Source organism: Anabaena sp. UHCC 0451 (genome assembly GCF_034931405.1).
GTDB lineage: Bacteria > Cyanobacteriota > Cyanobacteriia > Cyanobacteriales > Nostocaceae > RDYJ01.
In genome coordinates this window covers 42519-54625 of record NZ_JAYGHA010000009.1, presented here as the reverse complement: position 1 = coordinate 54625, position 12107 = coordinate 42519, and the positions used below count along the sequence as shown (strand labels likewise).

Below are 12107 nucleotides of genomic sequence, written 5' to 3'. Positions count from 1 at the left end.
CGTTTTGGTATTAGCTCTTTGTATTTGTGGGATTCAATCTAGAACCACCATCACAGAGAGTCCTAAATATTGAATTTTTATATTGATGATTATTGCACAATTAATTGTAATTAGCGTGTGTATTTTTCGGAAATAGTGACTTCTAAAATGGGAAATTAAGTTTGCAGAAATTGAGCATGACTTCCCGGGTTACTTCTCGATATTCTATTAACAAGCGAGGGGTTGAGGAACACAAAAACAAATCAACTCTAAGCCATAACTCAAATCAAGATCAAGGAGATTTATATCATGTCTACTCAATTATTTGCAACCGTATCCGTTGAACAACAAGAAATCATCGCTGGTGGTTATGATGATGGTTATGATGGTTATGATGGTTATGATGATAGTTACCACTTTGATGATTTAGCTAAGTACGAATCAAAGAGAGAGCGTGAAAGCTATGGATATGCAAATCGGTATGGGTCTGGATTTAGCAATAATAGTTCAGAACGCATTAAATCATTAGTTCGTTCCAGATTGTTTGCATAAGTGTAAAGTCTAATTCAGCTTAATGACCTGGTTTTATTGCAATAAAGATAAATGAGATTAACCCTGAATATCTTTAGTAATAAAACTAGTGAATTTACAGACTTAATACAGTGTTTGAAGGACAAGGCAAATCTTGTCCTTCTTCCCCATCATCGAGTTTGATTAACAATTTCTGAGTCTTCAAAAATGGAAATAATGCCTAACGAAATCAACACCCAAGATTCCCCTCTATTTCAGTCATTATCAGAACAAGAACAAGAAATTATATATGGTGGACGTTCATATTCACAATATCCTTTTTTCTTACATCTGTTAAAAGTTTCATCTTCAGCTAAAAGTCAAATATCTTTTTCAGATGGTAGTGAAAATACCTCCATCAACCAAGAAAGTAACTATACATCAACAGAACTGACAATTGGCATGGATTCATCTTTTTTAGGTAGTGGACGTGGACGGAGAAAGAATAGCAGTTTAAACGACTTCTTCAGCTTACTATTTTGGCTATTGTATTAAATAAAGAAATTAGATTTTCAAGCCAGACTATCACTCAGGGATTCATCATAGTGATTTCCATTTAACGGTAATAACTCTTACAAAAATAAACAAATAAACTATCAGCATCTCTAACTTATATATACAACTATATAGGGTGCTTTGCTTATGAAACTTCAATTTGTTAAACAGCACAGTGCAGAAGACTGTGGTGCAGCTTGTTTAGCGGCGATCGCCAAATATTATGGTCATACATTTACCCTCAACCGCATTCGTGAAGCTGTTGGAACTGGACAATCTGGAACCACATTATTAGGGTTAAGAAGAGGTGCAGAAACACTGGGTTTTAAAGCTAATCCAGTTAAGACTTCGCCAGAAGTGCTTGATAGAATGAATGAAGCACCCTTACCAGCAATTATTCACTGGAAAGGGAATCATTGGGTTGTTTTATATGGTAAAAAAGGCAAAAATTTTCTAATTGCAGATCCCGCAGTCGGGGTGCGTCATCTTTCTAAACAAGATTTAATTGAAGGTTGGAAAGATTGGTTAATTCTCTTATTAGAACCAGACCCAATTCGCTTTTTTGAACAAGAGAGCGATAAAACAGCAGGTTTTTGGCGTTTCTTCCGAAGAGTTTGGATTTATCGCGCCATTTTAGTCCAAGCTTTACCTCTCAATTTAGTCTTGGGTTTGCTATCTTTAGCTTCTCCTTTTTTATTGCAAATTCTCACTGATGATGTGCTGGTGAGAGGTGACACAAAATTACTTACTACTGTAGCGATTTCTGTAGTAGTGATGAATTTTGTTTCTAATAGTCTTTCGTTTGTGCAGTCTAACTTAATTGCTCACTTTGCTCAACGTTTACAATTAGGACTAGTTTTAGATTTTGGTCGGCAAATTCTCCGCTTACCTCTGAGTTATTACGAAGCTCGACGCAGTGGTGAAGTTGTTAGTCGTTTGCAAGATATTGAACAGATTAATCAATTAGTAGCTCAATTAGTTGTCAGTCTACCTAGTCGATTTTTTATTGCGTTAATTTCTCTAGGGTTCATGATTTTTTATAGCTGGAAATTAACAGCAGTAGCATTATCAATTTCGGTGGTCATGACCTTAACTACAATTATATTTCAGCCGACACTACAGCAAAAAACTCGTGAATTGTTAGTGCAAGAAGCTGAAACACAAGGAGTTTTAGTAGAAACCTTTAAAGGTGCATTAACTCTGAAAACAACCGCATCTGCACCACAGTTTTGGGATGAGTTAGAAAGTCGTTTTGGTCGTCTAGCTACTCTCACCTTCCGTACTATCCAAATTGGCATCATTAACAATACATTTTCTGGCTTTGTGGCTGGTATAGGTGGCGTTATTTTACTATGGTTTGGTGGTTATTTAGTGATTAATCCAGGTGAAAATCTCAGCATTGGTAAGCTACTTGCATTTAATTCCATGAATGGTAATTTCTTGGGTTTAATTGGTACTGTAATTAGCTTTGTTGAAGAATTTACTCGTGCGAAAACTGCCGTCCAACGTCTGACGGAAGTTATTGATGCGACTCCAGAAAATGAAGGAGATGGAAAAAAGCCTTTTGCGACAATTCTTGATAATTCTGACATAGTTTGTAGCAATATTAACTTTCACTATGCTGGCAGAATTGACCTTTTAGATGATTTTTCTTTAACAATTCCTGGTGGTCAAATTGTTGCTGTAATTGGTAAATCTGGATGTGGTAAAAGTACCATTGCTAAATTAATTGCTGGGTTATATCAACTCCAATCTGGAAATATTCGTGTGGGAATTTATAACCTCCAAGACCTTTCTTTAGAATGTCTCCGTCAACAGGTAATTTTAGTTCCCCAAGATGCTCATTTTTGGAGTCGTTCTATTGTGGAAAATTTCCATTTGGGAGCGCCTGATGTTGCATTTGAGGAAATTGTCAAAGCTTGTCAAATTTCTGGTGCTGATGAATTCATCAGTAAATTACCTGAAAAATATCAAACTATTTTAGGTGAATTTGGCGCTAATATTTCTGGTGGTCAACGTCAAAGATTAGCCATAGCTAGGGCTATTGTTACAGATCCACCAATTTTGATTTTAGATGAATCAACAGGTGGACTTGATCCTGTCAGTGAAGCGCAAGTTTTGGATCAATTATTTCAACATCGTCAAAATAAAACCACAATTTTAATTACTCACAGACCTAAAGTAATTAATCGTGCTAATTGGGTTGTTTTGCTAGATCAGGGAAAGTTAAAACTGCAAGGTTCTTTAGAGGATTTAAAAGCCAAAACAGGAGAACATTTAGATTTTCTAATTCCTTAATTGTTGTTAGTTATTCAGGTAGTTATGCTTTACACTCATAATCAAAAACTTGTTTCTTTAGTAGAAGATGATAATTTTCTTCCTCCTATTAGTCGTTGGACATCTTTAACAGGAATATTTCTGATTAGCACAGTTGCTAGTGCAATTACTCTCTCTTCATGGATCAAATATAATGTCACAGTCAAAGCAGCTGCTACTGTGCGTCCTATGGGAGAAATTCGTGTGGTACAACCGGAGATAGAAGGAACTATTAAAAGTATCTTAGTGAAAACAAATCAGGTTGTAAAAACAGGTGATATAATTGCCACCCTTGATACTGAGCAATTGATGATAAAAAAAAGCCAACTGCAAGTTAATATTGAACAAAGTAACTTACAACTATTTCAAATTGATGCTCAAATCCGTATTTTAGATAGTCAGATTTTGGCTGAAAAAAAAGTTATAGAGACAATTGTTGCTACTGCAAAAGCAGATTTAGTACGCACACAACGAGAATATCAAGAAAGGCAAATTAATACCCAAAGTGAATTTCTATCAGCAGAAGCAAGTTGGCAAAAAGCCAAGACAGATTTACAAAAGGCTCAAGCTGATTTAGATTTTGCAAAAATAGATAGCGATCGCTATGAACAATTATCACAAATTGGTGCAATTGCCAGAAGAGAATTTGAGCAGAAAAAATTAGTTGTTCAGCAGATACAATTAAGAATAGAAGCTGAACAAAAATCATTGGAAATAGCTAAAATTAAAATCAAATCAGCTAAAGCTGCGGTAAATCCAACTACAGCAACGGTGATAATGGCACAAGAACGTATTGCCCAAGAAACTGCTCAAGGCAAGGCTAATATCGCTATTCTCAACAAAGAAAAACAGGCATTAATTGAGCGTCAAGTACAATTGAACAGCCAAATTAATCAAACACAAAAAGAACTTGAAAAACTAGAAAATCAGATCAAAAAAAGCATTATTACTGCCACTAGTAACGGGATTATTCTTACACTTAATTTACGCAATACTGGTCAAGTAGTACGTGCTAGTGAATCTATTGCTGAGATTGTTCCTAATCATGCTTCTCTGTTTATTAAAGCTATCATTCCTACGGCTGAAATCAAAAAAGTTGCCGTTGGTCAAAAAGTCCAATTACGTGTTGATGCTTGCCCATATCCTGATTATGGCACACTTAAAGGTGTTGTTAAAACTATTTCCCCCGATGTTATGAGAACCCAGAATAATACTCAGGGTATAGCTACATCCAGTAGTTATTTTGAAGCAACTATTCAACCAGAAAAGCTTCAATTTGGTAGTAGGAATCTTCAATGTCATATTCAACCAGGTATGGAAGTCAAAGCTGACATTATTTCCAGAGAAGAGACTGCACTGAAGTTTATTTTGCGAAAAGCAAGGTTAATTACTGATTTATAAAAATAATATTGCATCTTGTTTAACTTACCGTTGGGGGTTAAAGTCCCCTGCTTCTACAAGCAGCAGGTTTTGCGTCGGGTTAAAATCCCCGTTGCAAAACGTAATTCTAAATTCTAAATTCTGCATTCTTTTAAGCTAACTACCTATTAATCACACTCAAGTCATAAAAGTTGTCAAGTTTATGACCTATGAACAGAGAATTCAACAAGCATTACAGTGGTGGTCTCATAGACAATCAAAAAAACTTTTTCTAGAAGCCGAAAATATCCGGGATAGCTTGTTACAAGAATCTTGCACAATTCGTCGTAGCTTAGATGTATTAAAAATAGATGATCCAAATTTATCAATTTATCAGATTTCCGAATACATCAAAAAAATTGATAATTTTCATCACTCTTTAGTACAATTGAGCGATCGCTTGTGTCCAGTGTATATTCAAGATAGCTTACCACTTTCAATTCAGTCTCTATTAGACCCCTGGGTAGAATCCAATTCTCATGTATATTTTCATATTGATCTGCCAAGATCATGGCAACATGAGTCTATGGAATCTAGTCTCGTAATTTTAATGGCTTTAGAAGAACTACTGACAATAACTTTACGAGGATTTTCCACACCTATTGCAATTCATATCAGTTTAAAACCACAGGAAAATACAAGAACATTAACCGTGAAAATTACCTATACTGATACATCAAATCTTATGTTTTTATCTGAATTACCAGAATTAAAATATCTCAGTGATAGTCTTGAATTTTTAATTTCTGGCAAATGCTTTTACAATAGCAAGAATCTCCGCATCGCTTGGTATTTTTGCTGGTAAATATTTTAATTCAGTAAATGTTCGCATCAAACTAGTGTCAATTTTTTATTAAAAAAAGTCAGGATGAAGGGTCAGATACCTCATAGCAAATAAATCATAGCTAATACAATTTAGTTAGTATAAACAGATGAGATTGCATTAAATAAAAACTAAAACTTGCCTGGTTGTATCATCATTAAATTATAACTATGGAAGAAATTTTGTCAGCAAATAAATTGCTGAAAATTTTGGTAATTGACGACCATGAATCAGTTCTAAGTGGAACAGTTGATGCCATCCAAAAAAACTATCCTAGTGCTGAATGTATAACTGCTATCAATGCTAATGATGCTCTTGATCAAGTTACTAATTCGCAACCTGATTTGATAGTTATGGATCTCTCTATTCCTGAAAAAAAGGGAATCACAGCACGACCTGATAACGGTATTCAATTACTGAAGATTTTGATGAAAAAATATCCCAACTTAAATATTATTGTCCAAAGCGTCCATGTGAGAACTTTAGTCCGTATTCGTTTAGATATTGATAACCATAAAGGAGGTTTTACAATTGCGGATAAAAGCCTTTCTACCCAGGAAATGCTCACAAGAGTTGATTGGGCATTGCAGGGATTAACTCATACAAAAGATATTAAAGGAATTCACTCAGGACTAGAAGTAAAACCAGAGTGGCTAAAAGTGCTAATTCTAGCTTTTGAAGAAGGATTACAAGATAAAGCAATGGCTGAAAAAATGTGTGTTTCTGAACGGATGGTACGTCATTATTGGAGTAAATTACAAGATGCCTTAAACGTTTACCCCGAAGAAGGTAAAAATATGCGTATTCAAACCGAAAAACGAGCCAGAGAAGAAGGTTTAATTGATTAATCTCTGCATTTAGCATAATTAATGTCCATCAATAAATTTGATTTAGTTAGTCAAATTATCTTTTCTAATTACCAAATATCAAATATTCACTCAAACAGATACAAGACTAATATTTGATTGTTGAAATGCACATAGGGTATTGATTGTTTACTCTACACTAATTAATTTTCAAACATCATTTGTTATTCTTAGAGGATGGGTTTTGCAACAGACTCAATATAACTAATTATCCAGACTGGAGCTAAAGCTTATGCAGTCTAAATTGTGCCAAGCAATTAAAGCCGGATGTAAATTTATCTGGATGTGCAAAAAATCTTCAATAAAAAATATATTCGTTATTGGTATTACTATATCTAACCTCGTTAGTTCTAGCTGTATCTTATTAATTTGGGGTTGCTTAACTCCCAAATTCTCAGTAATTTTAGTTTTGGCTTTAAATGCTATAGCCATCACAGCATTATATCAATATAGCCAAAGTATGAAATCAGAAATTAAAGCCAGACAAGCTATCATTGATATTGTATTTGAGACAATTCATAATGGACCACTACAAAGTCTAGATAGAGTTTTGAGACTTGTGAGAGGAGAAGACTTATCAATCAATAAATTCATTCCAGAAATAGAACAAGAACTAGAAAAATTAAACCAAGAATTACGGGGGATTTATGAATTTTGGCAACAGGAAAACCTGACTCAAGAAGCAAACCTTTACTTAGGAAATACTATGATTATCAATTTACAAGATCCTCTGCATGAAATTCTCTATCAAGTTTATAGTTACACCTTAGAGCGAGATTTCCCCTGCTTTAAAACCATCAAGTTAAAAATTCGTAATTTTGAACCTGTAGATGAAAGTAGTTTAAGCATGGAAAACAAGCGCGGAATCTGCCGATTTTTGGAAGAAGCTTTGTGTAATGTGGGCAAATATGCTAAAGAAGTAACCTGTCTCAAAGTTACTTGTTCTTTATCTGTAGGTTGGTATACACTGAGTATTGTAGATGATGGTTTAGGCGTGAACTCATCAAAAGAAGGTAGGGGAACACAACAGTTTAAACATTTAGCTCGACAAATTCAAGGTAAATTTCAACGGATTCCCATTTATCCGCAAGGAACTATTTGTGAGTTATCTTGGCCTGGATACATTGTGAGTTATCATAGATAAATAATTAAATTAAATGAAATGTTGGCATTTTGCTACTTCCCAAGTGGCTGATTGCCGAAATGATTTTGCTCAACAAATGTGTAATTATAAGAAATAAATCTTGATACTGAGCGATAAGAAGGCTAAAAAACGCTGTGCAGATAACATTTTTAGGAACAAGTTCCGGTGTACCTACAAGATCACGTAATGTTTCCAGTGTCGCACTGAGATTACCACAACGGGCAGAACTATGGTTGTTTGACTGTGGTGAAGGTACACAGCATCAAATTTTGCGGAGTGACCTGAAAAGTAGCCAACTCTCCCGAATTTTTGTCACCCATCTGCACGGGGATCATATCTTTGGTTTGATGGGACTTCTCGCCAGTTGTGGTTTAGCTGGTAATGTGCAACGAGTTGATATTTATGGACCATCTGGTTTAAATGAATACCTACAAGCCGCCTCACGTTATTCTCACACTCACTTTTCCTACCCCATCAAGGTACATACTGTCCAGCCGGGGGTAATTTACGAAGATGATGAGTTTATCGTTAGCTGTGGTTTACTACATCACCGTATCACAGCGTTTGGCTATCGTGTAGAAGAAAAAGACCGCACCGGTCGCTTTGATGTAGAACGAGCCAAAGCTTTACAAATTCCCTCTGGTCCAGTTTATGGAAGACTTAAACGCGGTGAAACAGTAACTCTGGAAGATGGAAGAGTAATTGATGGTAGTGAATTATGTGGACCGACGGAAATTGGCCGCAAATTTGTTTATTGTACAGATACAGTTTATTGTGACGGTGCTGTGCAGTTGGCGCAGGATGCAGATGTCTTAATTCATGAGGCTACTTTTGCCCATCAGGATGCAGATATGGCTTTTCAAAGATTGCATTCTACTAGCACAATGGCAGCACAAACGGCTTATTCAGCAGGGGTAAATCAATTAATTATGACTCATTTTAGTCCCCGCTATACTCCAGGAAATACCATTGAGTTAAAAGATTTACTTCGAGAAGCCCGCGCTATTTTTCCTAAAACTATTATGGCTCAAGATTTTATGGTTTATGACATACCCAGAAGACGAAATAATTAATGATTAATGAAATTAACATATCAAAAAACTATCTTCTAAGTTATTATACTTAGAATACGAAGTCATAAATACTGCAAGAGTATTTGAGTGAGAAAGTAAACTAAAGTAACTTGTTTTATGTAATCTTACCTATTTTGTAGTTTACAATACTTTGCATCTATTAATATATAAAAACATAGGACTTACCCAAGTGTCACACCCGAAATCTGTTGTAGGGTGCGTCAGACTGCATAAATCCTGTAAATAAACAGATTTTTGATATCTGACGCACCCTACCAATGTGCCAGTTGCGTAAGTCCTGAAAAATATATTAATTAATATTAATTAGCCCAGTATATTTTCTTAAGTGTAATTGATTATTAATCAAATCATACAATATGGTTACAAAATATTAATTACGCAGAAATACGGATTACAGAAGGAAAAATAAGATATTTAATAATGATTAGACAAACCCCAGTTAGATCATATCTAGTTGTAATATTACCTAAGCAGCAAATTAAGGCTCTAGATTAACAACAGATTAAATCTATTTTGTCATGTTGTTTTAAGTTGGATATTGTCCTTACTTAAAGCATTTCTGTAAAAAACTAGCATCAACATTGCTGTATTTATATTTGTCTAAGAAATTTAACCCAAATAGTTACAGCTTTTTTATTGTGCTAGTAAGTCACATATTTAGACTAATTTTTTCTGCCAATATTAAATATTCTAAAAAAGAACTTTAGATATTAATAATTGGCTGGAAAATCAGGAGATAAAAATTTTAGGAGTCTACCAAATAATGGCAATATCATTAACCAAAGGACAAAGAGTATCACTGGATAAAGTTGCACCAGGACTCACGGAAGTATTTGTTGGTTTAGGTTGGGATGTCAAAGTCATGGATACTGGCTTTGATTTTGATTTAGATGCTTCAGTGTTCATCTTGGGGAGTAATGAAAAACTCATTTCTGATAATCACTTTATTTTTTATAATAATCTCACCAGCCCAGATCCAGCCAAATCAGTTCAACACACAGGGGACAATCTGACAGGTATGGGTGACGGAGATGATGAAGTCATCAAGATTAATTTGCCCAAAGTTCCTGCTGATGTCCAAAAAATAGTGATCACTGTGACTATTCATGAAGCCGCAGAAAGGGGTCAAAATTTTGGACAAGTTCAAAATGCCTTTGTCCGGGTTGTTAATGCTGAAAATAAACAGGAAGTAATTCGCTACGACTTAGTTGAAGACTATTCGATTGAAACTGCATTGATCATGGCTGAACTGTATCGGAAGGATGGAGAATGGCGTTTAAATGCTGTAGGTTCTGGCTATCAAGGTGGATTAAAAGCATTATTAGATCGTTTTAGTTAGCAGAAAATCTAGGAGTCAATGATCATGGCAATTAATCTACAAAAAGGACAAAGAATATCACTTTCCAAAGAAGCTCCCGGTCTGAGCAAAATGATGTGTGGACTGGGTTGGGATGTGTCAAAACGTTCGGGTGGGGGATTTTTTAGTAATTTTGGTGGTGGTGGTCATGAGTATGATTTAGATGCTTCTGTGTTTTGTCTGGATAGCAATGGAAAATTAACAGATAAAGGGAATATTGTTTATTTTGGTAATCTCCAGCATTCTTCAGGAGGAATTACTCACACAGGAGACAATTTAACTGGTGCAGGTGATGGTGATGATGAGGTAATTATTATTGATTTACCCCGGATACCTAACGAAATTACTAAGTTGGTGTTCGTCATCAATATTTACGATTGTATTACTCGTAAACAAGACTTTAGCCAAATTGAAAATGCCTTTGTGCGTTTGGTTAATGTTGCTAACAACAAAGAACTGGCGCGATATAATCTTTCTGGAAAAGAGTATAATGGTATGACAGGAATGGTTTTAGCTGAACTTTATCGGCACAATAATGAGTGGAAAATGGCAGCTGTTGGCAATGGTGTCAGTGTCAATGGCTTGGGAGAATTGGTGCAATCATACTCTTAAATTTAAGGAATAATGTCGCTTTACGATCGCTTAAATCTCAAAAAAACACATCGTAAGTTACGAGTTCCAATTTGGGAACGGATCAACCTGGAAAGGCCAGTAAAACCCCGCTGTCAAGGTTGCCGTTCTCTGATTCATATAAATTGGCAAGTTTGTCCATTTTGTAGTCGGTTACTTGCTGAAAACACTCAAAAAACTCGCCATTGTATTTGGGTTGATATTTCAGCAATTATGTTTGGTGTTGAAGAAAAAAGCACCTTGATCAAATTAATGGAAGATGCTTTATCTAAAGTATTTAGTGCTTTTAGAAGTGTGAATATATTTTTGACATCAGAACCTCCTGATCAAAGAGAGTGGAATCAAAACTTTACTCATGTTCAGGTACTATTTCATCACCAACCAGTTGACTATTTAGGAATTGCTAGTTTTAGTCCTGGTCAAGTGACAAATATGGCTGCTGTGAGGATAGATCAAATACTTCATGCTTCCTATTGTGCTGATTTGAATTTAGAGCAATTATCTAATTTAATTGCTAATACTATCACCCATGAAATTGGACATACTTTAGGTTTAGACCATTCTAATTTACCCACTGATGTCATGCACGATGGGCTAGATCATAGAATTCACAGTTTGATGCCACCATCATTTCATGCAGAGCAAATTATTTTTATGAATTATGCTATTAATCAGCATAAATCTTAGAAGATGTTTGAAAAGTCCTGGCGACTAGAAGTCGCGGCTACACAGACAAAACCCACCTCCGTGGGTTTCAAAACCTTGATTTTTCGTTAGTCCACGCAGGTGGTGAGACCAGTCCTGTAGGCCGGTTTCCCGCCGTAGGGAACTGGCGAACCCGAAGGGACTTGGCTTGTGTAGTAGTGAATTATATTCGCCCAAAGCTTTAAAACATCTGTTGTAAATATTGCTTATAGCCTAGTTCTTGCAATTTGTTTTGTTTAGCCATGACCATATCGCATAAACTTTGTCGGTATGCCTGAACTTTTTCTAGTAATTCTGGTTCATTTGTAGCCAGAATTTGAACTGCTAAAAGTCCGGCATTTTTAGCATTACCAATAGAGACTGTAGCAACGGGAATACCTGCTGGCATCTGCACAATAGAGTATAAAGAATCTACACCTTGTAAATTGCGAGTAGCTACGGGAACACCAATTACAGGTAATGGAGTTAAAGATGCTACCATACCAGGCAGATGGGCAGCACCACCAGCACCAGCGATAATTACCTTGATACCGCGTTGATGTGCGGTTTGGGCATATTCCACCATCCGTTCTGGGGTGCGATGGGCAGAAACAATGGCTACTTCATATTCAATGCCAAATTCTTCACAAACTGCGATCGCCTCTTTCATTGTAGGCAAATCGGAATCACTGCCCATGATAATACCAACTTGAAGACTCATAGAATTTTG

At 35.7% G+C, this 12107-nt stretch carries 12 protein-coding genes; 11 read left to right on the top strand and 1 reads right to left on the bottom strand.

Annotation, left to right across the window (positions count from 1 at the left end; translation table 11 throughout):
* The first annotated feature begins 288 nt into the window (after window positions 1-288).
* From VB694_RS08210 to VB694_RS08160, 11 genes are all read left to right on the top strand, one after another.
* Window positions 289-531 (top strand): hypothetical protein, encoded by a 243-nt coding sequence (locus VB694_RS08210; protein WP_323359819.1) that lies wholly within the window; start codon window positions 289-291, stop codon window positions 529-531.
* 195 nt (window positions 532-726) lie between these two features.
* On the top strand, window positions 727-1044 hold the full coding sequence (locus tag VB694_RS08205) for a hypothetical protein (protein WP_323359818.1): 318 nt from the start codon (window positions 727-729) through the stop codon (window positions 1042-1044).
* 147 nt (window positions 1045-1191) lie between these two features.
* Window positions 1192-3342: a peptidase domain-containing ABC transporter gene (locus VB694_RS08200; RefSeq protein ID WP_323359817.1), complete on the top strand. Its 2151-nt coding sequence runs from the start codon at window positions 1192-1194 to the stop codon at window positions 3340-3342.
* A 24-nt stretch (window positions 3343-3366) separates the two neighbouring features.
* Window positions 3367-4761, top strand: a complete 1395-nt coding sequence (locus tag VB694_RS08195; RefSeq protein ID WP_323359816.1) for an HlyD family secretion protein — start codon at window positions 3367-3369, stop codon at window positions 4759-4761.
* Between the two features lie 181 nt (window positions 4762-4942).
* The gene (locus VB694_RS08190; RefSeq protein ID WP_323359815.1) at window positions 4943-5584 is read left to right on the top strand and encodes a hypothetical protein; all 642 of its coding nucleotides are present in this window, start codon (window positions 4943-4945) and stop codon (window positions 5582-5584) included.
* Window positions 5585-5772: 188 nt separating this feature from the next.
* Entirely contained in the window at window positions 5773-6450 is a 678-nt protein-coding gene (locus VB694_RS08185; protein WP_323359814.1) for a response regulator transcription factor, read from the top strand.
* Window positions 6451-6700: 250 nt separating this feature from the next.
* Complete coding sequence (locus VB694_RS08180) at window positions 6701-7612, top strand: sensor histidine kinase (RefSeq protein ID WP_323359813.1); 912 nt, start codon at window positions 6701-6703, stop codon at window positions 7610-7612.
* 134 nt (window positions 7613-7746) lie between these two features.
* On the top strand, window positions 7747-8685 hold the full coding sequence (locus tag VB694_RS08175) for a ribonuclease Z (protein WP_323359812.1): 939 nt from the start codon (window positions 7747-7749) through the stop codon (window positions 8683-8685).
* Between the two features lie 784 nt (window positions 8686-9469).
* Window positions 9470-10045 carry a TerD family protein gene (locus VB694_RS08170; protein ID WP_323359811.1) on the top strand — a complete coding sequence of 192 codons (576 nt, stop codon included), beginning with the start codon at window positions 9470-9472 and terminating at the stop codon, window positions 10043-10045.
* Between the two features lie 24 nt (window positions 10046-10069).
* Entirely contained in the window at window positions 10070-10675 is a 606-nt protein-coding gene (locus VB694_RS08165; RefSeq protein WP_323359810.1) for a TerD family protein, read from the top strand.
* 12 nt (window positions 10676-10687) lie between these two features.
* Window positions 10688-11380, top strand: coding sequence for a zinc-dependent metalloprotease family protein (locus VB694_RS08160; RefSeq protein ID WP_323359809.1), 693 nt, complete (start codon window positions 10688-10690; stop codon window positions 11378-11380).
* A 199-nt stretch (window positions 11381-11579) separates the two neighbouring features.
* On the opposite strand, the gene purE is transcribed toward VB694_RS08160, so the two are convergent.
* The gene (gene purE, locus VB694_RS08155; RefSeq protein WP_323359808.1) at window positions 11580-12098 is read right to left on the bottom strand and encodes a 5-(carboxyamino)imidazole ribonucleotide mutase; all 519 of its coding nucleotides are present in this window, start codon (window positions 12096-12098) and stop codon (window positions 11580-11582) included.
* Between the last annotated feature and the right edge of the window lie 9 nt (window positions 12099-12107).

What these genes read in the sequence shown, in the direction of transcription:
- VB694_RS08200 (WP_323359817.1), top strand. Translation starts at nt 1,192, where the DNA reads ATGAAACTTCAATTTGTTAAACAGCACAGTGCAGAAGACTGTGGTGCA.
- VB694_RS08170 (WP_323359811.1), top strand. Translation starts at nt 9,470, where the DNA reads ATGGCAATATCATTAACCAAAGGACAAAGAGTATCACTGGATAAAGTT.
- VB694_RS08180 (WP_323359813.1), top strand. Translation starts at nt 6,701, where the DNA reads ATGCAGTCTAAATTGTGCCAAGCAATTAAAGCCGGATGTAAATTTATC.
- VB694_RS08195 (WP_323359816.1), top strand. Translation starts at nt 3,367, where the DNA reads ATGCTTTACACTCATAATCAAAAACTTGTTTCTTTAGTAGAAGATGAT.
- VB694_RS08160 (WP_323359809.1), top strand. Translation starts at nt 10,688, where the DNA reads ATGTCGCTTTACGATCGCTTAAATCTCAAAAAAACACATCGTAAGTTA.
- VB694_RS08165 (WP_323359810.1), top strand. Translation starts at nt 10,070, where the DNA reads ATGGCAATTAATCTACAAAAAGGACAAAGAATATCACTTTCCAAAGAA.
- VB694_RS08185 (WP_323359814.1), top strand. Translation starts at nt 5,773, where the DNA reads ATGGAAGAAATTTTGTCAGCAAATAAATTGCTGAAAATTTTGGTAATT.
- VB694_RS08190 (WP_323359815.1), top strand. Translation starts at nt 4,943, where the DNA reads ATGACCTATGAACAGAGAATTCAACAAGCATTACAGTGGTGGTCTCAT.
- VB694_RS08210 (WP_323359819.1), top strand. Translation starts at nt 289, where the DNA reads ATGTCTACTCAATTATTTGCAACCGTATCCGTTGAACAACAAGAAATC.
- VB694_RS08205 (WP_323359818.1), top strand. Translation starts at nt 727, where the DNA reads ATGCCTAACGAAATCAACACCCAAGATTCCCCTCTATTTCAGTCATTA.
- purE (WP_323359808.1), bottom strand. Translation starts at nt 12,098, where the DNA reads ATGAGTCTTCAAGTTGGTATTATCATGGGCAGTGATTCCGATTTGCCT.